Genomic DNA, 20,607 nt, shown 5'->3' with positions numbered 1-20,607 from the left:
TTAACCAGTGTTTAAAAACAAATTGTTGGGAAATCGCATTATGAACAAATCTATTATCGCCGCCATCATCCTGTCCGCTACCACCTCGGCTTTCGCTGCTGAAGTGCCAGCTTCGCTGAACGACAAAAACTGCAAAGCAGAATATCCAAAAGCATCGCTGATGAACGAAGAGCAAGGCGACGTGACCATGGCTTTCCTGGTCGGCGCTGACGGCAACGTCGTCGAGTCGAAAGTGGAAAAATCGAGCGGCTACAAAAACCTCGACAAGGCAGCACTGAAAGCGCTGAGCGCATGCAAATTCAAGCCAGGCACCAAAGACGGTTCCGTGGCACAGACCTGGACCAAGGTTGACTATAGCTGGAAGCTGTAATTCGTCTCAAACGGGCCGTGCATGGGCATGGCCTGCACGCGTAATTCATACACTTGGGGAAATCAGATGTCTAAAAATAAGCGTTGGTTGAGTGTGATTGCAGCAGTTCTGGTGTCGGCCGCTCCGGCTGCCTTTGCCGCCGAAGTTCCGGCTGCGTTTGATGCAAAGACTTGCAAGGCTGAGTATCCGAAAGCCTCCCTGATGAATGAAGAGCAGGGTACGGTGTCGATGTCCTTCCTGGTGAAGGCGGACGGCAGCGTCGCGGATTCGAAAGTCGATAAAAGCAGCGGCTTCAAGAATCTGGACAAGGCTGCCATCAAGGCGCTGAGCGCCTGCAAGTTCAAGCCAGGCACCAAGGATGGCGCCCCGGCCGAAACCTGGACCAAGGTCGACTACGCCTGGAAACTGGACTGAGCTGTCGCGTGCAGAGACAAAAAAGGAACCGCCAGGTTCCTTTTTTTTCGCATGTACGGCCGCGGTGGCGAGTGTAATAATCTGTAATCGGGCGCGAACGGCGCCGCGCTTCCTTATATAGTAATATCTGGACAGAGGAGAACCGCCATGAAAACTATGATTGTCGCCATTGCCGCGCTGGCGGCCCTGACTGGCTGCGCCACGCAGCGCCCGGCCTATTACAGCGCCGCGCCGCGCGTGCAAGATCCTTACCAGTGGCATACCGTTGAGGTGTTGCCGGCCGGCGCGCAAACGCGCTCCGGCACCTGGACCGAGGAACTCCCGCCGCAGCCGCAATCGCGCGTGGTCTACACCAACGAGCCGGTCTATTCGACCTCGACCACCACCTACGTCAGCGCGCCGGTGTATTACGCGCCCGCACCGGTCTACTATGCGCCGGCCCCGGCGTATTACTATCCTCCGGTGTCGCTGAGCCTGGGCTTCTCGTATGGCCGCTGGTGCTGCGGTGGACGCTGGGGCGGACGAGGCGGTTACCGTCATCGCTGATACGTCCAGCGTATAAAAAATCCCGCTGGCCTTCGTGAGGGCCAGCGGGATTTTTCTTTGCTGCGGTGTTTAGCGCAGGGTGTAGATGGAGGCCTTGCTCAGCACGTTCTCCGAACACAGTTCGTAGGTCGACGCGCCAGCCAGCGTAATCAGCAGGGCGCCAAGTGCGATATGGAGATAGCGTGCCATGATGGACTCCTGGAAGAGGGGATCGGTATGTCTCCAGAATAGTCCACGGCCTTGGTTTCAGGCATCAGCCAAATGTCCGACTGAATGTAGGACAATTGCTCATCTGTATCTTTTCCCCAGCTTTACTTTGTTTTCCACAGGGTGATCGGGCTGGCCGGTGCGGTATCCAGCGCATTGGCCATCTCCAGCCAGTGCTGCAGGCGCTCCGGTTGCTTGAGGTGGATGCCCATGCCGTCGATGATGCCGATCTGTTCCAGCATATTGGCGGTGAGCTTGGCTTTGGACACGGTCGGAGCGCCCATCACCATGCGGTCATAGGCTTTGCGGGCCTTGTTCTCCCATTTGTGCAGGCTGCTGTCGTCGAAGCGGTTGGCTTCGAAGTACACGGTCAGCGTGCCGTCGGGATTGCCGAAGCCGACGATGCCCGCACCCTTGCGGATGGCCGCATTATTGCCTGCATCAAAAGTCTCAGTGGGAACAAAGACAGCGGCGCGGCCATCGGTATCCGGGCGGCCAATAGGCGTATCTTTGCTATAAGTGCTGACTTCAGCAATGGTTTTTTCTTGCGACATAGGACTTATACGGGGTTAGGGGATAAGCAGAAGTGGATGGTTTGCATGGGAATGCAAACGATCGTTCTATTGTAACGTTAACGTAGTTCCAACGGGCAATAAACATAGACAAAATATTGTATTGTTACTGAGCCGTAAGGAAACTGTCCGTTCTCTACATCATCCCCGACCCCGCAGTCCTGCCATCAGGCCTTGCGGTGCAGGCGCACGATCTGTTTGAGCTTTTCAGCAACAAAGCGCACGTCCTGTTCGGTGACATTCATGTGCATCGGCAGCGACAAGACTTCGTCGCTGGCGCGAGCGGCGTTCAGGCACTGGTTGGCGCTGTCGCGGTACAGCTGGTAGGCGGTATTGTCGCGATAGTGCACGCCTGGATAAATCTCGAACTCGTTCAGCGCCATCAGCACCTGGTCGCGCTGGGCCACGCGGACCTGGAACAGGTGGCGCGACGATTCACAGCCTGACGTCATCGGGATCAGGCCGATGGCCGGATCGCCGCTCAGGTGCTGTTCATACCAGGTCGCCAGCTGGCGGCGGTAGGCGTTGTCGCGGTCGAGGTAGCGCAGCGACACCAGCGCGACCGCAGCCATGATCGAGTTGCCGTGGTATTTGAAGCCCAGCTCCTCGACTTCGTACATCCATTTGTACGCGCCTTGGTTCATGCTGCGGCTGTAGGTGTCTTTATTGATGCCCAGCCAGGTCAGCTTGCGCGCGCGCGCGTCGCGTTCGGCGTCCTGGAAGCAGATCATGCCGGAGTCGGCGGTCGGCAGGTTCTTGACGGCCTGGAAGCTGAAGATGGTGCAGTCGGCGTCCCAGCCGACATGCTTGCCGTTCGAGCGGGTGCCCGCCATGTGGGCGGCGTCCAGGATCAGCACCAGTCCGCGCTCGCGGCAAATGCGCAGCACGTCCTGGTAGCGGCCGGTGTTGCCGCCCAGGCCGACAAACATGACAGCGCGCGTGCGCGGCGTAATTTTGGCCAGCAAGTCGTCCGGATCGATGCACAGCGTGTCATCGACATCGGCAAACACCGGCGTCAGGCCGGTTTGCAGAATTGCGTGGTTGGTCGAGACAAAGGTCAGCGGCGTGGAAATCACCTCGTCGCCTTCCTGCCAGCCTTTTTCTGTTCTGAACATGTGCAAGGCCAGGTGCAGGCCGGCGGTGTTCGAGCTCAGGAAGTGCGCATAGGGCAGGCCGGTATAGTCGCACCAGGCTTTTTCGATTTCCAGGGTTTTGAATCCCAGCCCGGTCCAGCCTTTTTCCAGGCACTCGCGAATGCCTTCGAGGCACTCGTCGACGCGGAAATTCGGGGTAAATAAGTTAATAGCCATGCAGGAAGCTCCAAGGTTGCGCTGGGCGCGGGATTAGGAAGATTAGCTCATCAAGGTCAGTTCGGCGATCACACGTTCCATCGTTTCCCTGACATGCGCGGCGTTGGCTGCGCGATTGGTAAATTGCATCGACTTTCTGGCGGCGGTCATGTGTACTTCCGGCGGCGCGTCAATAATCTCCTTGACCGCGCGGCCGAAGCCTTCGGTCGGGATGAACAGGATGCCGCTGTCCTGCCATTCGCCGATGACCGGCAGGGTGCTGACTTCTGAAATCACCGGAATGCCCATCGACAGCGGCCGGATGCAGCGGTTCAGCTCCAGGTGGTTGGTGTCGTAGGCGTGCATATTGATGACATAGCGGCAGTCGAGCAGATGGTCAGGCAGCGCATCGCCCCAGACATTCTGGATGACCTTGATACGCACCCCGGCATCGAGCATTTCATCGAACAGTTTCTGGCGGCGCTCGTTGAGCGAGCCATAGAACGCCACGTCATACTCGATTTGCCAGTCGGTGCGGGTGGTCTTGCCCATCGCCGGCGTCGGGAACAGCGGCATTTCAAAAGCGTGCAGCTTGATCCGGTGTTCGATGTCGCGCAGATTGGCTTCCCAGCAGTCGAATACGATGTAGCGCGACAGGAACTGCAAGTATTCATCGGTGATCAGCGCCGAGCCGCTGGCCAGCTGTTCGCCATTGAAGATGACGACATTGCGGGGGAGTGCGAGCGCGCCGATTTCTTCGTAGGAGTGTGCAAATGCGGAACCGACGCCAAACAGGATATTGGTCACAGCCGGGTCCGGATCGACGAAGTTCGCATTGATCTCCGCAGCGTAGCCCGCTTGCAGCAGCGTATTCTGCAAGGTCTTCATCGTATCCTCAAAGGTCCAGACGGTGCGTTGATGATATCGGTTGACCATGACCAGATTGATCTTTTGCATTTCTACCCTGTGTGATAAGTGAGCGGCACGAGCTTGGCGCGAGGCATTTCTCTATATGCCAGTGATTGTAGCCGCTTGGGATTGCCCCGCCTAGCTCAACGGGACGTGGCGATGAATTCCAGCAACATCCCGTTACGGAACATGGCGAAGGCGATGCAGCGGCCGCCGAAGGCAATTGCCGGTACGGGCGCGACGGTGACCTTGCCGCGATTGGTGCGCGCCCATGCCAGCGCTGCCGCCATGTCGTCGACCAGATAGGCAAAATGGTACATCTTGATGCCGGCGTTGAGCCATGGCGTCAGGGTGTCGCGGCCCGGCAGGTTTTCCAGCAGTTCGATGCGCGGACCGTGGCCGCTCAGGAAGCAGCCGGCTACGCCTTGCGTGTGATCTTCGAAAGCCTCTCCTTCCAGCTGATAGCCGAATGCAGCGAACTGCGTGCGTTCGCGCGCCATGTCGGCGCAAGCGTAGCCGATATGGTGGAAGGTATAGCCGGCTGGCAGTTCGGGTAAATCGCTCATGCGGGTCTCCGGCGCCGCATCAGTTGCGCCAGCTTGCTCAGCCGTTCGTTGATGGCGGGCCATTCCGCTTGCGTTACGCGGTGTTCGACCGCATCCAGCTGGCGGCCGCCGAGCGTGAAGTGATGGGGCAGGGTGCTGCGCGTGGTGATGCCGCAGGAGTCGTGGAAGGACACCACTTTAGCGTTCTCGGCCATGGTGCGGGAGTACAGGGTTTGCAGCTTCAGATGCTCGAAGGCGCACTGGTAAATCAGGCGTGCGCTTTCCACCGCAGCCAGCGAGCCTGGCTTCAATATCCAGCGCCCCCATTCGGCGCTGCCGCTGGCAGGGTCGAGGTCGTACACCGAGATCACGCCTTCGGCGGCCTGGTTGTCGCTACGCTCCACGATGAAGTAATAGTCGCCTTCGCGCTGGTAATAGCCAGCCAGCCAGGCCAGCTGGTTCTCCACGCTGGCGGTAATGGGCGGCAGAAAGCGCGTCAGTTCCGGATCGCTGCGCAGTGCGACCACGAAGGCCGCGTCGCTGTCGGTGATCGGACGCAGGCGGTAGCCATGGCCTTCGATGGCGATGTCATGCCGCATGGCGCGCTTCCACGGCGTTGACGATCCTGGCGACGCTGTTGAGTTCGGCCAGTTCCTCTTCGGAGAACTCGACCGACAGCTCGTCTTCCACGGCAAACATGATTTCCACATGCTTCAGCGAATCCCACTCCGGCGTGTTTTCCCGGCTGGTTTGCGCGCCCTCGGGCAGTTCCCGTTTGAGTACGGCGGCGATGGCGGTCAGGACGGTCGTTTCAATATGTGCGCGGTTCATAAGCGTGTTTTATCGTAGGTGAGTGTCAGGTTGGCGTCTGGAGTAAAGGCGCGCACGGTGGCTGCGGGCAGGCGGTGTTCGCCTTCGGCCGGCTGGCCGGGCAGGCCCAGCAGCTTGCCCAGCCAATCCAATGCCGGCTGGTTGCGCGGGCCGTGGCGTACTACGAATGCCACTTCATCGCAGCCTTCCAGCAGCGGCATGGCGGCCAGCGCGCCCAGCACCACGGTGTCTTCCAGCTGGCGGCCCATGGCGCGGCAGCTGATGCACAGTTCTTCCACGCGCAGCACGGCGCCGCTGCGTTCGGCGACCAATACGGCGATGCTGCCGCTGTCGGCCAGGCGATCGCGCATGTGCACGGTTGCCACGCAGGAGGATGGCGCGGCCATGTGCTGCGCCACTTCCGCTTCGTTGAAGCGGCGTAGCGCCAGGTTGAACTGGTTGGTTTTCTTGCACAGGTCGGCGGCGCGGCTTAATTGCTGCGCGGGATCGATGTAAAAGTCCAGCTGCACTTGCAGGCTGCGGAAATAGCTGCCCGCGTCGTTGGCGCCACTGAGCAGCGCGGCGCGCTGTGCGTTGGCTTGCAGGTCCTGTACCCGTTTGGCGTCATCGGCTTCGACGCGCCAGCGCCACAGGCCTGGATACCAGGCAATCGCCAGTTCGGTCAGGTGTGGATCGGCGCCGGCGTGCACTGTGTGCAGACCAGGCAGTTCGGTTTGCACACTGGCCAGCTCGCCGGGATTGTCGTCGACGAACAGCATCGCGTCCGGCGCGATGCGCAGGGCGGCGGCGATGCGGCGGATGGCTTCCGCCTTGGCGTCCCAGGAGACTTCGGTGACGGAGAAGTGCTCCCAGCGTAGCGGATAGTCGGCGCGTTCGGCAAACAGCGCTTCGACGTCGGCGCGTTCGTTGCGCGAAGCCAGCGCCAGGAAGATGCCGCGCTCGCGCAGCTTCGCCATGGCCTGTTGCAGATCGCCGTAGCCGTCGGCTATGGTTACGCCCTGGATGCCTTCCTCGCCCAGCACGCCTGCATGCAGCGTATGGTCGAGATCCAGCACCACCGCCTTGATCGGCGGCAGTGCGGCGCCAGGCAGCCAGTGGCAGGCCAGCTTGCGGGCGATCAGCAGCTGGGCGGCGTTGGCCAGTGGCGTGCCTGCCATCGCGGCGGTGCGCTTATCGGTCAGGTTGATCGCGGCTTCCGCGCACAGCGCCGACAGGTCGGCAAAATAGGCGCCGGGACAGGCATCTGCGGCAGCTTGCAGGACTGCTGCACCATCTGACTCTGCGGGCGCCCAGGTGGCCAGTACGACGGGGGCGCCGCTTACGGCGCGCAATGCGGCGAGGCGCTCGCTCAGCCAGCCAGCCCAGTCGGCAACGCTGCTGGCCGATAGATAGCGCTCGCTGTCCAGCCATAGCAGTTCGATGTCCGCTGGCTGATAATCTGCAAACGACAGGCTGTCATCGTAATGGCCGACATGCGATTGCGTGCCGATGCCGGCGAAGGCGAAGTAGGGTTCCGCCAGGTTCAGCACGTTTTCCACGGCGTGGTTGCGCCAGACGTTGACGCGCATGTTCTGGCGCGGCGCTGCGGCGAGTGCCAGGCCTTGCAGGGCCAGGCGGGACAGCTTGGGTGCGAACAGCAGGGGCTGCGCCTCCACGCGTTGTAGCAGATGGTCGAGCGTAGATTGCAGAGTCATGGAGTCAAGCTGATCAAATCGGAGTGACGATATTGTTGCTCGCATCATAACCCGAAGTCCAGCACCGGGGCGGGCTTTTTATTCCGAAGGCGCTGGACATTGCTGTATAGTTAATACAATAATAGTCGGGAGAATCGCATGCCATCTCACCAGAGACTCAGCGTTTTCATCATTGACGACAACGAAATGACCCGCAGCCTGTTGCGGGTGATTATTCAGGGCGATCAATATGATGTGGTAGGCGATGCGGGCACGGCGGAAGCCGCCCGTACCCGGCTGCGCTCGCAGCGCGCTGACATCATCTGTCTGGATGTGGTGATGCCGGATGGCGATGGCCTGGAACTGCTGAACTGGATACGCGACAAGCTGCCGGGAACCGAGGTGCTGATGGTCACCGCCAGCACCGACCGCAGCACGGTGGAGCAATCGCTGCGCAATGGCGCCAAAGGCTATATCGTCAAACCCTTCAATCCCGGCATCGTCATGGATACGCTGGACAAGATCGCCGCCCAGATCAAAGCGCAGCGCGCCGCCGGCAAGGCCTGGAGATAACGCACGAAAGCGGCCATCGCGCTGATGATAACCACGGCAAAGCCGGCCATGCGCCAGGTAAGCTGATAAACAGCATCGGAAAGTTCCGCCTTGGTGGCAAAGGTTTGTATCGCGTGCGTTTGAAAGGCCTGTTGATTGCTGGCGAGGACATCGATCTTGCCGCTCAGGATGGCAAGTTCTTCCCTGGTGGCATAGTTGGACTTGATGATCTCAATCGATGTGATGAGTTCTTGCATGGCGGAGGCCTTTGCGCCTGAGGATGAACGATCATCCGGCCGGCCCGATTCGATGTCAAGCAAGCTGGTGTGTGGCATAGCGATCTCCTTGCGGCTATCAAGGCAGCGTAGTCCCTTGTAAGCGGGGCCGGGTAGATGCACATCAACAGGGCGGCTAAAACGCAAAAAGCCCAGTCCGGAGACTGGGCTTTTCACTTAATTCTTTGGGGTGGCTGATGGGGCTCGAACCCACGACAACAGGAATCACAATCCTGGACTCTACCAACTGAGCTACAGCCACCGCTGATTTACTACCTGTTATTCAACTAGTGCTGAACAACGAGCCAGAATTATACAAGCCAGTTTCGATTCCTGCAAATTTAATTTCAGCATCCTTTCGATTCCGGCCAGCTGGCTTAAACATCAATCTTTTCAAGCTCTGGCGCCAGTCCCAGCAAATCGCCGAAGGCCTGCGCCAGCGCAGCGGCGTCGCCGGTGGTGTAGCCGCGCAGTGTGGCGTCCGGCTTCAGTTCCGGACGCAGCAGGCCGGCCGCTTCCAGCAGGCGGCCCAGCTGGCGCGCCACGGCGTCGCCGGTGTCGATCAGCGTCACGTCGCCGCGCGCATGCGCGCGCAGCACTTGTTCTATGCCGCTCTTCACGAAAGGGTAGTGGGTACAGCCCAGCACCAGCGTATCGGCGCCCTGTTCCAGCAGCGGCGCGACATATTTCTCCAGCATAGCGTGGATGGCTGGCGCTTGCAGATTGCCTTTTTCGATCTCGTCGACCAGGCCAATCGCCGGCTGCAACAGGAACTCGGCCTGCGTGGCGGCGCTGATCTGCTCGCGCAGTTGCAGGAATTTTTCGCCTTTCAGCGTGCGCGCGGTCGCCAGCACGCCGACCTTGCCATTGCGCGAGGCGGCGGCGGCCGGCTTCAGGCCAGGCTCGACGCCGACCACCGGCAACTCCGGATAGCGCAGCCGCACCGCCTTGATGGCGGCCACGGTGGCGGTATTGCAGGCGACCACCAATGCCTTGGCACCATGGGCCAGCAGGAATTCGGTCACCGCCAGCGCGCGCTCGACGACATACTCTTCGGTCTTGTCGCCATACGGCGCGTGGCCGGAATCGGCCACGTACATCAGATGTTCGTTCGGATACTGCGCACGGATATGGCGCAGTACCGACAGCCCGCCCACGCCGGAGTCAAAGACACCGATAGGCGCACCGGGAGAGCGGGCGCCGAGCATCAGGCCGTTACGACAGGCACGTTCAGCTGCTCGATGCGGGCTTTCCATTCCGCAGGGCCGGTGTTGTGCACCGAGGTGCCAGCCGAATCAACCGCTACGGTGACTGGCATGTCCACCACGTTGAATTCGTAGATGGCTTCCATGCCCATGTCGGCAAAGCCCAGCACGCGCGATTGCTTGATGGCCTTCGACACCAGGTAAGCCGAGCCGCCAACTGCCATCAGGTAAGCCGACTTGTGCTTCTGGATCGATTCGATCGCAGCAGGGCCGCGCTCTGCCTTGCCGATCATTGCGATCAGGCCAGTTTTTTCCAGCATCATGTCAGTGAACTTGTCCATGCGGGTGGCGGTGGTTGGACCGGCAGGGCCGACCACTTCATCACGCACTGGATCAACCGGGCCGACGTAGTAGATGACGCGGTTCCTGAAGTCCACCGGCAGTTCTTCGCCCTTGGCCAGCATGTCCTGGATACGCTTGTGCGCGGCGTCGCGGCCGGTCAGCATCTTGCCGTTCAACAGCAGGGTCTGGCCTGGTTTCCACGAGGCGACTTCTTCCTTGGTCAAGGTGTCCAGGTTGACGCGTTGCGATTTCTCGGTGTCCGGCGCCCACGACACATCCGGCCAGGTCGACAGCGGTGGCGGCGTCATGTAGGCCGGACCGGAGCCGTCCAGCACGAAGTGGCCGTGGCGGGTGGCGGCGCAGTTCGGAATCATCGCGACTGGCTTGGAGGCAGCATGGGTCGGGTGCATCATGATTTTCACGTCCAGTACCGTGGTCAGGCCGCCCAGGCCTTGCGCGCCGATGCCCAGTGCGTTGATCTTGTCGCACAGTTCGATGCGCAGTTCTTCCAGCTTGTTCTGCGGGCCGCGCTGTTTCAGCTCGAACATGTCGATGTCTTCCATCAGCACTTCTTTTGCCATCAGCATGGCTTTCTCGGCAGTGCCGCCGATGCCGATGCCCAGCATGCCTGGCGGGCACCAGCCTGCGCCCATGGTTGGCACGGTTTTCAGTACCCAGTCGATCAGCGAATCGGATGGATTCATCATGATCATTTTGGATTTGTTTTCCGAACCGCCGCCTTTGGCTGCGACTTTCACGTCGACGGTGTTGCCTTCGACCAGTTCCATGTGCACCACGGCAGGCGTGTTGTCCTTGGTGTTCTTGCGGTCGAAGTGCGGGTCGGCGACGATCGATGCGCGCAGCTTGTTGTCATCGTAGTTGTAGGCGCGGCGCACGCCTTCGTTGACGGCGTCGGTGACGGTGCCGGTGAAGCCCTCGAAGCGCACACCCATGCCGATCTTCAGGAAGACGTTGACGATGCCGGTGTCCTGGCAGATTGGACGCTTGCCCTCGGCGCACATGCGCGAGTTGGTCAGGATCTGCGCGATGGCGTCTTTGGCGGCCGGGCTTTGCTCGTGCTCGTAGGCGCGGGCCAGGTGCTCGATGTAATCAGCAGGGTGGTAGTAGCTGATGTACTGCAGCGCGGCGGCAACGGATTCAATCAGGTCTTCTTGCTTTATGATGGTCATGATGTTCTCGCGAGGATTGGACTTAGTGGTGCTTGGAATCGTGGTGCGTCATCGTGGTGATGCGGTCAGTGTAGGCGATGGCCATGGCGGACAACAGGAACACGATGTGGATGCCGGTCTGGGCGATCAGCGTTTTTTCAGTGTAGGCGGCGGCGTTGATGAAGGTCTTCAGCAGATGGATAGACGAAATGCCGATGATCGCCATCGCCAGCTTGGTTTTTAGCACGGATGCATTGACGTGCGACAGCCACTCCGGCTGGTCCGGATGGGTATCCAGGTTCATGCGCGAGATAAAGGTTTCGTAGCCGCCGATGATCACCATCACCAGCAGGTTGGAAATCATCACCACGTCGATCAGGCCGAGGACCACCAGCATGATGGTGGTTTCGTTCAGTTTTTCCGGTATTGGCGCGTTCGGCACGGTCACCGCCTGGATGATGTGCTGCAGCGCGGCGTCGTTACCGAAGGCGGCGCCGATCAGGTCTTTTAGCTCGACCCAGAAATGGAATACATAGACGCATTGCGCCAGGATTAATCCCAGGTACAGCGGCAGCTGCAGCCAGCGGGTCATGAAAATAAAAGCGGGCAGGGGGCGCAGCTTTTGTTTAGGCTCGGTCATTATCGGCAAAACTCCTGGAAATAAGGCAGACTGTAAAAACTGCCGACATTTTACACGCGCCGCCGGGCGACCGCACCGGGAGGCTGCATTGAAATATTGGTAAAATTGTTTTGCAGGCCATCCTCCGCCGGGGATGGGCTGGCTGTAAGGGCGCAGTAAGCGATCACGTTTATGTTGATAGCAAACGATTACTACACTGGAGACACCATGAGCGGCACTACTACCCAAGGACCACAAGAATCCCGTATCTTCGCGCCACCGGCGGCGTTCGCAGCGCAGGCTGCGGTATCCGGCATGGACGCCTACAACGCGCTGTGTGCGGAAGCCGAGGCCGACTACGAAGGCTTCTGGGCACGCCTGGCGAAAGAACACCTGGACTGGCAAACGCCGTTCACCCGCACCCTCAACGAAGACAACGCGCCGTTCTACCAATGGTTTGAAGACGGCAAGCTGAATGTCTCGTACAACTGCCTGGATCGCAATCTGCAGAACGGCAACGCCGACAAGACCGCCATCATCTTCGAGGCGGACGACGGCAAGGCGACCCATGTTTCGTATAAAGAACTGTACGAAAAAGTCTGCAAATTCGCCAACGGCCTGAAAGCGCGCGGCATCAAGAAGGGCGACCGCGTCATCATCTACATGTCGATGTCGGTGGAAGGGGTGGCCGCGATGCAGGCTTGCGCGCGCATCGGCGCCACCCACTCGGTGGTGTTTGGCGGCTTCTCGGCCAAATCGCTGCAGGAGCGCATTATCGACGCCGGCGCGGTAGCCGTCATCACCGCCGACGAACAGCTGCGCGGCGGCAAACACCTGCCGCTGAAAGCCATCGTTGACGAAGCGCTGGCGCTGGGCGGCTGCGACAGCATCAAGGACGTCATCGTCTACCAACGCACCGGCGGCGCGATCAACTTCAAGGAAGGCCGCGACCTGTGGCTGCACGATCTGGTCGATGGCCAGTCGGCGGAATGCGAGCCGGAGTGGGTGGAAGCCGAACATCCGCTGTTCATCCTCTACACCTCCGGCTCGACCGGCACGCCCAAGGGCGTGCAGCACTCCAGCGGCGGCTACCTGCTGTGGGCTGCATTGACGATGAAATGGTCGTTCGACCTGAAGCCATCGGATGTCTACTGGTGCACGGCCGATATCGGCTGGGTGACCGGCCACAGCTACATCGCTTACGGCCCGACCGCAGTCGGCGCGACGCAAGTGGTGTTTGAAGGCATCCCGACCTTCCCGAACGCCGGCCGTTTCTGGGAAACCGTGGCCAAGCACAAAGTCAACATCTTCTACACCGCGCCGACCGCGATCCGTTCGCTGATCAAGGCATCGGACGTGGACCCGAAAGTGCATCCGAAAAACTACGACCTGTCGTCGTTGCGCCTGCTGGGCACGGTGGGCGAGCCGATCAATCCGGAAGCGTGGATGTGGTACTACACCCAGGTCGGCGGCGAGCGTTGCCCGATCGTCGACACCTTCTGGCAGACCGAAACCGGCGGCCACATGATCACCCCGCTACCGGGCGCGACGCCGATGGTGCCAGGCTCGTGCACCTTGCCGCTGCCGGGCATCATGGCGGCGATTGTCGATGAGGCGGGCGCGGATGTGCCGAACGGGCAGGGCGGTATCCTGGTGGTGAAACGTCCATGGCCGTCGATGATCCGCACCATCTGGAACAATCCGGAGCGCTTCAAGACTTCCTACTTCCCGGAAGAGCTGGGCGGCAAGATGTACCTGGCTGGCGACGGCGCGATCCGCAACAAGGACACCGGCTACTTCACCATCACCGGCCGTATCGATGACGTGCTGAACGTGTCGGGCCACCGCATGGGCACGATGGAAATCGAATCGGCGCTGGTGGCGAATCCGCTGGTGGCCGAGGCGGCGGTGGTCGGCAAGCCGGATGACACGACTGGCGAATCGATTTGCGCGTTCGTGGTGCTGAAACAGGCGCGCCCGACTGGCGAAGACGCCAAGAAACTGGCACTGGAGCTGCGCAACTGGGTGGCGAAAGAGATTGGTCCGATCGCCAAGCCGAAAGAGATTCGCTTCGGCGACAACCTGCCGAAGACCCGCTCGGGCAAGATCATGCGCCGCCTGCTGCGCGTGCTGGCCAAGGGCGAGACGATTACGCAGGATGTATCGACCCTGGAAAATCCGGCGATTCTGGAGCAGTTGAAAGAGACATCCTAATAAGTTTTGTACTCTGAGGAATCTTTGCTATAATTCGGCGCTTCCTGATGTTTAGGAAATGCAGGAGAGGTGGATGAGCGGTTGAAGTCGCACGCCTGGAAAGCGTGTATAGGGTCAAACCTATCGGGGGTTCGAATCCCCCTCTCTCCGCCAAGATTAGTACCAATAGGTACAAAGAAGTTCAAAAAACCGCAGTTCTCCTAGGAGACTGCGGTTTTTTTTGTGCGAGGACGTGCGCCAACGTCCGAGGAGGTCCGATACTTCAGGGTCCCAAAATGGGTCCATGCTGACCTCTAGCAAAACTTCATGGACCCAAAACGGTCAAATTCTCCTGTAATGTAAAGGCACCTTTGCCTTCCCAGGGAGACGAACATGAGCAAGCGCGTATTGCCGTTATCCGACCAGCAAGTCCGCACCGCCAAGCCCCGTCACAAGATCTACACGCTCTCCGATGGCGGCGGCCTTTATCTTGAGGTCAGCCCAGCCGGGTCGAAGATATGGCGCATGAAATTTCGCCAACAGGACGGCAGAACCAATCGCCTGACGTTCGGACCTTATCCAGAAATTACCTTGGCTGCCGCGCGCGACAAGCGCCTGGACGCGCGTCGGTTGATGCTGGAAGGAGTCGATCCGGCGGAGCATCGGGAGGAGAAGAAGCGGAAGGCGCTGGAGAAGGCCTCCAATACCTTTGAGAAGGTCGCGCGCGAGTGGCATAGCAACAAGGTGCCAACCTGGAGCGAACGCACCGCGACCAACACATTGCGCCGGCTGGAGCTCGACATCTTTCCGGAAATCGGCCGGCGGCCGATTCACGAGATCACGCATGCGGAGCTGATCGCCACGCTGCGTAAGATCGAGGGACGCGGCGCGCACGAAATCGCCCACCGTCAGAAAGCCATCTGTTCATCGATCTTCAGCTATGGCATCCAGATAGGACTGTTGGAGCGCAACATCGCCGTCGACATGAAAGACGTATTGAAGACGATGCGCGGCAGCCATTTCGCCGCCATCGACAACGACGAGTTGCCGGCGTTCCTCGACGCGCTCAGGCGGAATGAAGCGCGCATGCTTAAGCCCACTCAGATCGCATTGCGATTAATGATGCTGATCTTCGTACGCACGAGTGAACTGATCGAAACGCCCTGGAGCGAGATCGATCTGGAGAAAGGGGAGTGGATCATTCCCTGGCAGCGTATGAAGCGCGGCAAGCTCACGGTAAACCCGGATACCACCGACCATCACGTTTGCCTCTCCAGGCAGGCTCTGGACCTCTTGCGTGAGCTCTATGCGATTACCGGAGGCGGCACTTACGTGTTTCCGAATCAGCGTGATCCAGGCAAGCCGCTTAGCAACAATGCCATTCTGAAATCGTTGGAGCGCATGGGGTACAAAGGCAGAATGACAGGGCATGGATTCCGCGCATTGGTAATGAGCGCCATTAAAGAACGGTTAGGGTATCGCCATGAGGTGATAGATCGTCAGCTGGCTCACGCTCCACGAGACAAGCTGTCCTGCGCATACGACCGGGCAAAGTATTTGGCTGAACGAAAAATGATGATGCAGGCGTGGGCCGATTATCTCGATAGTCTTTAATGTTGTCGATGAGGTCTTACGTTGCGGATGGCGGACACGACTAGGCTGTTTGTTCAGGCGAATTGAGGGGCGTTAATGCTGAGCTTCCGCTTGAAATTTTCAAGCGGATTTACTCTTTTAACGCTAGTGCAGGATAGGCAGTCGCCGGTAAATGTGCTCCACAATTTTTACTTCGGTGAATCAAAGAAATCTAGAGTTTTTAAGCCGGTCCGCATGTCTGCATGTTTTTTTTAAACGCTCGCTATGCTCGCCCCTGATGCGACGACGTACGAACGCAAATGGACCGCGTGGATCGAAAAAAAATCTGCAACGAGATCACGTTTCCAACTGTGCCCAGCCCTATTGGAAGCTTGATATGAATCAGCTTTGCCGCCATCGCGACGGCCAAATCCGCGCACTCGATCTACAGTAATTCCAGCATCGTACCGAGCGAGATTGTCATGGCTAAAATCATCCTACCCCTAGCGGAAATACAAGTCAGGAATGCCAAGCCCCGCGACAAACCGTACAAGCTGTTTGACGGTGGAGGGCTGTTCCTTGATGTCGCATGCAGCGGCTCGCGTACCTGGCGCTTCAAGTTTCGCCAGAAGAACGGCAAGGAAAACACCCTCACGTTTGGGCGCTACCCCGAAATCTCGCTGCTGGAGGCACGCGAGAAGCGCCTTGAGGCGCGTCGTCTGCTGGCCCATGGGATTGACCCGGCCAAGCATCGCGACGACGCCAAGCGCCTGGCGCTTGAACAGGCCTCGAATACCTTTGAGAAGATCGCGCGGGAGTGGCACGCCAACAAAGTTCCCACCTGGTGCAAAAGCACGGCCAAGAACATACTGCGTCGGCTGGAGGTCGACATATTCGACGAGATCGGTGACAGGCCTATTGGCGAAATCAGACACCGCGAGCTAATCGCCGTTCTGCGCAAAATCGAACAGCGCGGCGCCGGCGAAGTCGCGCACCGCATGAAGGCGGTGTGCGCGCAAATCTTCAGCTACGCCATCCAATGCGGCCTTGCCGACCGCAACCTGGTGGTGGACATGAGGGACGTTCTCAAAACCCGGCGTGGTTCCCATTTCGCCGCGATCGACGCCGACGAACTCCCCGCTTTCCTCGATGCGCTTGAACGGCAGGCGGCCCGCATGTATATGCCCACCCGCACGGCCCTGCGCCTGATGCTGCTGGTCTTCTTGCGCACAAGTGAGTTGATCGAAACGCCCTGGAGCGAAATCGATCTGGAGAAAGGGGAGTGGATCATTCCGTGGCAGCGCATGAAGCGCGGCAGACTGACCGTCAATCCCGACATGACGAACCATCATGTTTGCCTGTCACGCCAGGCTTTAGCGTTGCTGCGCGGGCTGCACGCCATCACCGGCCGCAGCAAGCATCTTTTTCCAAACCAGCGCGACCATGAGAGGCCGATCAGCAACAACACTATTTTGGTGGCGCTGGAACGCATGGGATACAAAGGACGCATGACAGGCCACGGCTTTCGCGCGCTGGCGATGAGCACGATCAAGGAGCGGCTGGGCTATAGGCACGAAGTCATTGATCGCCAGCTGGCGCATGCGCCGAAGGACAAGGTCGCCAGTGCATATGACCGCGCGCAGTTCTTGGCCGAGCGCCGCAAGATGATGCAGGGCTGGGCCGACTACATTGATGCTGTTGTCAAGGACTCCCACCGATAGACTCCGTTCCATTTCACGCACCGATAGCGCTCGCCACATTGGTAGTAAAGCTGAGCCGGCGTTTTATCGATGAGACTCGTACTCCTGTACAAGAACGAAGTAAAGCGGCGCACAGGCGGGCTTTTTTGTGCAAACATTGTTTGTAACTTGTAGTGATAGTGCTAAGACTGTATTGTCTAGTGTCACATCACCATTGGAGCAGAACTACGATGGAAGTCTATTCACCCTATGAACGAGTAAGTGAGAATGTCGTAAAGGCCGGACAGATCGTAATGTTCGATGTTGCGGAAAGCTGGCCTTGTTTCTTGTCGTCTCCTACAAGAATGGCAAAGTGGGGTACTTCGGATTGGATGGAGAATGTGTTGGCAAGATCGAGTATCCTACTATTGGCAAGGTATTCCTGTTCAAGAAGGACGTGAAACTAGTGTTGCCGCACGAAGCCTCTGGCAGGTCTGGTGTAAAACAGCCAACGGGACCTTTACTCGTGGCGATCGCTTCAGGGGCCACGTACTTTGTTTACTCGCAATACGATAAGCCGGCTGCGGCCAATATTGTTACTGGTGAAATTACAGACTCGCCGTATCAGGCGAATTATGTGAATTGGGCTATTTTCTCCAGTGCATCTGAACATCCACTTGTTCAGGGAGTTATTCCTGACTAAGCCCAGGGTGCCCATGTTCCGCTGCAAAAGCCGTAGTTTTTTTGGGTGGTTGCCAAGCACGGCGGCGTTGAGCGAAAAGAAAAGCGCCAATTGTGAACGATAAAAGTGGCGATCTGTCTCGACTTGCTAATAGTAGTGGATAGCCGCCGGTCGCATCGTTTAGCCCGGATATGATTGTGACTAACTTAGCGCGAAGGCAGGAGCGACGGCTCATGTCACTTGTCCATCGTAATAAATCTGCTACCCTTGCCTAGGTGGAGGAAATGCGCTTCAGTCGTATTCGGATGTGCGGCCATGAACATGGCCAGTCCTCGTTTTTCGCCCATTCTAGTTTCGTGATTCCCGAAGTGTGCCCAAGCACTTTTGTCTTTAACAGCTCCGCCATATACGCAAATCATGCAAATAGAGAGCACGCCGCAATCCTAAGCCTGAAAGTTGATAAAGCAGAAATATTGGAAATTATTGGCGCTAGCAAAAAAATAGTGTTACCCCATCATTGCATTGCATGCTTGAGAGTCGATGCGATGATTGTCGCTAGCTTTTTATAAAAATAACTAACCCACTCTAGGCATCGATAATGAAATACTGGTGGATAAATCAGAGCGCAACCTATAAAACTGCAATCGCCGCAGGTTTTGTTTGGGCTCCAATGCTTACTAAAAACGGAAGGCGCCACCCCGCAGTAAAGTTTATACGTGAGCTGTCGATTGGTGATATCGTTTTTTCGAACCACCTTGGTGGGATTTCGGCAATAGGACAAGTTGACGGCTTGCCGCGCGCGGCTAAACGACCTTATGATGAGGTTGACAGCAGTGATGGCTGGTTAGTGCCGGTGACATTTATGGAGTTATCAACTCGCATCCGGCCCAAAGATCTTCTCGGGGAGCTTTTACCATTTGTTGAGCAGCGGCCATTTCCTTTAAGTAAAATTGGCAATGTGTTGCAAATCTATCTGTGCCCGATTCCTTTTGGCTTTGCCGAAGTTTTGATTCAGTATATTGGTTCGGAATATGGCGATGTGATAAAAACACTAAGTAATCGCGAAGTCAGAAATACCTACGAAATCGGCGATGTATCGGCGTTTAATAACCCGACCAAGATAAATGTATCTTCGGCGACTGGAATTTTTCCTTATCTTCCGCAAAAAGGAAAGTTTCATATTATTACTGGTGAAAATGGGACGGGGAAGACGCGATACCTTGAAAAACTGTCTGCTGACGTATTGCATGGACTTTCGATTGGGCCGAAATTTTACTCGAGTATGATATGCTTCGCCGGCACCATTTACGACAAGTTTCCGCGGCCACCAAAATCTGACTCTGAGCATGCATACCTATATTTTGGGAATAAGACAAACAATAATATGTTCTCCGAAATATCGCCGTTCAGGCAATTGTACGCACACTTGTTTGCGCCTAAACGGGATTATTCCCAACGCAGTAAGCTGGCAGGGGAAGTTATAGAATCGATCGGATTAGAGCCGACTATTGAATTGTTACAGTCGGCAATAAGTAACAGCGAATCCAATCAGTCCGCCCCGGTAATCTTGCGTACGAAAGTTTCGTTAGATGGTCGTTATAGTCGCGACCCCTTTCCTCAAGAGTTCAACTTAACGAATATCGTGTTTGAAAAAAATGGTTCCAAGGTCAACTTAGAGAACCTCAGTTCCGGTGAGCGGCTGTATGTGCTAGTGGTGCTGGGGCTGTGTTTCTGTTTATCCGAAGATTCATTGGTTCTTTTTGACGAACCGGAAAATTCGCTTCATCCAAAATGGCAAACTAAAATCATTAAGGATATACACGTCATCACAAGCAAATTATCTGGCACATCTACTGTTGTGATTGCAACCCATTCTCCGCTCGTGGTTTCCAGTATCCCCAACGTCAATGCTCTGGTTCGAGACCTGCCCTCGACTGAAGATTGGCTAAGCTCTGATCTCTACGGCAAGAACAGTGATTCGGTGCTGGAGACTCAGTTTGGTCTCTTCTCGCCACGTTCACTTGCCGTGACGTCAGCAATTCAGGCGTGCCTGCACTCCTTGGTGATGTCGGAGTTCGAGCCTGACGCCTTCAAGCTGGCGGCCGACCGGCTGGCAACAATGGAAATCGAGCTCGACACTGCGGATCCACTTTATGCCGCAGTGAAGGAGATCACGCGTATACGGAGTGAAATGGCATGAATTTTGGCCCATCACGCCTATATCCGACCCACAGATACTTGCTGAAGAATGGGGTCAGCAAGCTAGATCGATTACTTGTCTTAAATGGAACAATCGCTTGGAAAGACAACCGATTTAAACGGGTTAAGCTCAATCTGCGTCATGCGCTACGCGAGCAGCAGCAGGGCCGCTGTATATTTTGTCGTCGAATGATCACTATCGAACGCCGGAACGCGCTGGAAGATATCGAACACTATCTGGACAAGTCAAAACCGCATTACAAGAAATGGATCTTTTGTCCGGTAAATCTGACGATTGCGTGTCGGCCTTGTAATTTTGTCAAATCCACCGCTGAACTTGGGGATGCTGCGGTTGTTACCGCGAACGAATATGTAGCGACAATGGGTGTTTTCAAGTGGATACATCCCTATTTTGACGACTATCATCAAAACATCGAAATATTAAATGGCTGGGTATATCGGGTGCGACCGGCTGCACCTAATCCGCAAGCTGCCAAAAATATGATTCGGGATTTGCAGTTGGACAATCTGGCAACCATGCACGCCTACGCTACTGAAGTGAAGGGAAAGATTTTACGGCTCACAGAACTTGCATCTAAGGCAGTGCAAATGAATAATTTGCCAAGAGCCCAAGCGTTGCTCCAAGCGTCAAAAGTCTATCAGCAACAGGTATGGCCGGATTACTGAGTGAGCAGCGCTCCAATGGAGCCTGAGCGTCCGAAATTGGGGGCGATTTCTAAAGTGGACCTGTCAGTAAAGACACT

The 20,607-nt window shown here is 57.3% G+C and carries 21 protein-coding genes and 2 tRNA genes; 11 read left to right on the top strand and 12 right to left on the bottom strand.

Features of this window, described 5'->3' with window-relative positions; genetic code table 11:
• The first annotated feature begins 40 nt into the window (after positions 1 to 40).
• From KW842_RS10765 to KW842_RS10755, 3 genes are all read left to right on the top strand, one after another.
• Entirely contained in the window at positions 41 to 370 is a 330-nt protein-coding gene (locus KW842_RS10765; RefSeq protein ID WP_218304079.1) for an energy transducer TonB, read from the top strand.
• Positions 371 to 436: 66 nt separating this feature from the next.
• Positions 437 to 784, top strand: a complete 348-nt coding sequence (locus tag KW842_RS10760) for an energy transducer TonB (protein WP_218304078.1) — start codon at positions 437 to 439, stop codon at positions 782 to 784.
• A 147-nt stretch (positions 785 to 931) separates the two neighbouring features.
• Complete coding sequence (locus tag KW842_RS10755; protein ID WP_218304077.1) at positions 932 to 1,330, top strand: hypothetical protein; 399 nt, start codon at positions 932 to 934, stop codon at positions 1,328 to 1,330.
• A gap of 311 nt (positions 1,331 to 1,641) precedes the next feature.
• Here the strand turns inward: KW842_RS10755 and KW842_RS10750 are convergent, their stop codons facing one another.
• From KW842_RS10750 to KW842_RS10720, 7 genes are all read right to left on the bottom strand, one after another.
• A complete protein-coding gene (locus tag KW842_RS10750; protein WP_218304076.1) occupies positions 1,642 to 2,091 on the bottom strand; it encodes a hypothetical protein in 450 nt (149 codons plus the stop codon).
• Between the two features lie 185 nt (positions 2,092 to 2,276).
• Entirely contained in the window at positions 2,277 to 3,419 is a 1,143-nt protein-coding gene (locus tag KW842_RS10745; protein WP_218304075.1) for a DegT/DnrJ/EryC1/StrS aminotransferase family protein, read from the bottom strand.
• A 42-nt stretch (positions 3,420 to 3,461) separates the two neighbouring features.
• Complete coding sequence (locus KW842_RS10740) at positions 3,462 to 4,355, bottom strand: hypothetical protein (RefSeq protein ID WP_218304074.1); 894 nt, start codon at positions 4,353 to 4,355, stop codon at positions 3,462 to 3,464.
• A gap of 95 nt (positions 4,356 to 4,450) precedes the next feature.
• The gene (locus tag KW842_RS10735) at positions 4,451 to 4,873 is read right to left on the bottom strand and encodes a VOC family protein (RefSeq protein ID WP_218304073.1); all 423 of its coding nucleotides are present in this window, start codon (positions 4,871 to 4,873) and stop codon (positions 4,451 to 4,453) included.
• Complete coding sequence (locus KW842_RS10730) at positions 4,870 to 5,451, bottom strand: GNAT family N-acetyltransferase (RefSeq protein WP_218304072.1); 582 nt, start codon at positions 5,449 to 5,451, stop codon at positions 4,870 to 4,872. The genes KW842_RS10735 and KW842_RS10730 overlap by 4 nt, the downstream gene beginning before the upstream one ends.
• Positions 5,441 to 5,683 (bottom strand): acyl carrier protein, encoded by a 243-nt coding sequence (locus tag KW842_RS10725; protein ID WP_218304071.1) that lies wholly within the window; start codon positions 5,681 to 5,683, stop codon positions 5,441 to 5,443. The genes KW842_RS10730 and KW842_RS10725 overlap by 11 nt, the downstream gene beginning before the upstream one ends.
• A complete protein-coding gene (locus KW842_RS10720; RefSeq protein WP_218304070.1) occupies positions 5,680 to 7,377 on the bottom strand; it encodes an HAD-IIIC family phosphatase in 1,698 nt (565 codons plus the stop codon). The genes KW842_RS10725 and KW842_RS10720 overlap by 4 nt, the downstream gene beginning before the upstream one ends.
• 138 nt (positions 7,378 to 7,515) lie before the next feature.
• Here KW842_RS10720 and KW842_RS10715 point away from each other — a divergent pair, with 138 nt between their 5' ends.
• The gene (locus KW842_RS10715; protein ID WP_218304069.1) at positions 7,516 to 7,929 is read left to right on the top strand and encodes a response regulator; all 414 of its coding nucleotides are present in this window, start codon (positions 7,516 to 7,518) and stop codon (positions 7,927 to 7,929) included.
• Here the strand turns inward: KW842_RS10715 and KW842_RS10710 are convergent.
• The 5 genes from KW842_RS10710 to KW842_RS10690 form a co-directional block, all read right to left on the bottom strand.
• Positions 7,827 to 8,243, bottom strand: a complete 417-nt coding sequence (locus tag KW842_RS10710) for a hypothetical protein (protein ID WP_218304068.1) — start codon at positions 8,241 to 8,243, stop codon at positions 7,827 to 7,829. The two genes, KW842_RS10715 and KW842_RS10710, sit on opposite strands and share 103 nt — an antisense overlap.
• 126 nt (positions 8,244 to 8,369) lie before the next feature.
• A tRNA-His gene (locus KW842_RS10705) sits at positions 8,370 to 8,445 on the bottom strand.
• Positions 8,446 to 8,560: 115 nt separating this feature from the next.
• Complete coding sequence (gene murI, locus KW842_RS10700) at positions 8,561 to 9,391, bottom strand: glutamate racemase (protein WP_218304067.1); 831 nt, start codon at positions 9,389 to 9,391, stop codon at positions 8,561 to 8,563.
• Complete coding sequence (locus KW842_RS10695; RefSeq protein WP_218304066.1) at positions 9,391 to 10,920, bottom strand: fumarate hydratase; 1,530 nt, start codon at positions 10,918 to 10,920, stop codon at positions 9,391 to 9,393. The genes murI and KW842_RS10695 overlap by 1 nt, the downstream gene beginning before the upstream one ends.
• Before the next feature lie 22 nt (positions 10,921 to 10,942).
• Positions 10,943 to 11,539 carry a YqhA family protein gene (locus KW842_RS10690; protein WP_218304065.1) on the bottom strand — a complete coding sequence of 199 codons (597 nt, stop codon included), beginning with the start codon at positions 11,537 to 11,539 and terminating at the stop codon, positions 10,943 to 10,945.
• A 207-nt stretch (positions 11,540 to 11,746) separates the two neighbouring features.
• Between KW842_RS10690 and acs the strand changes: the two genes are divergently transcribed.
• From acs to KW842_RS10655, 7 genes are all read left to right on the top strand, one after another.
• Entirely contained in the window at positions 11,747 to 13,732 is a 1,986-nt protein-coding gene (gene acs / locus KW842_RS10685) for an acetate--CoA ligase (protein ID WP_218304064.1), read from the top strand.
• Positions 13,733 to 13,795: 63 nt separating this feature from the next.
• Positions 13,796 to 13,885 (top strand) — tRNA-Ser (locus KW842_RS10680).
• 219 nt (positions 13,886 to 14,104) lie between these two features.
• The gene (locus KW842_RS10675) at positions 14,105 to 15,325 is read left to right on the top strand and encodes an integrase arm-type DNA-binding domain-containing protein (protein WP_218304063.1); all 1,221 of its coding nucleotides are present in this window, start codon (positions 14,105 to 14,107) and stop codon (positions 15,323 to 15,325) included.
• Between the two features lie 440 nt (positions 15,326 to 15,765).
• Positions 15,766 to 17,004, top strand: coding sequence for an integrase arm-type DNA-binding domain-containing protein (locus KW842_RS10670; protein WP_218304062.1), 1,239 nt, complete (start codon positions 15,766 to 15,768; stop codon positions 17,002 to 17,004).
• Between the two features lie 298 nt (positions 17,005 to 17,302).
• Positions 17,303 to 17,665 (top strand): hypothetical protein, encoded by a 363-nt coding sequence (locus tag KW842_RS10665; protein ID WP_218304061.1) that lies wholly within the window; start codon positions 17,303 to 17,305, stop codon positions 17,663 to 17,665.
• A 577-nt stretch (positions 17,666 to 18,242) separates the two neighbouring features.
• Positions 18,243 to 19,844 (top strand): AAA family ATPase, encoded by a 1,602-nt coding sequence (locus KW842_RS10660; protein ID WP_218304060.1) that lies wholly within the window; start codon positions 18,243 to 18,245, stop codon positions 19,842 to 19,844.
• Positions 19,841 to 20,530, top strand: a complete 690-nt coding sequence (locus KW842_RS10655; protein WP_218304059.1) for a hypothetical protein — start codon at positions 19,841 to 19,843, stop codon at positions 20,528 to 20,530. Before KW842_RS10660 ends, KW842_RS10655 begins: the two co-directional genes overlap by 4 nt.
• Positions 20,531 to 20,607 lie beyond the last annotated feature (77 nt).

Source organism: Duganella sp. sic0402 (assembly GCF_019219065.1).
Lineage (GTDB): Bacteria > Pseudomonadota > Gammaproteobacteria > Burkholderiales > Burkholderiaceae_D > Rugamonas.
The sequence above is the reverse complement of the archived record's forward strand: the minus strand, read 5'-3'. Positions and strand labels throughout refer to the sequence as shown.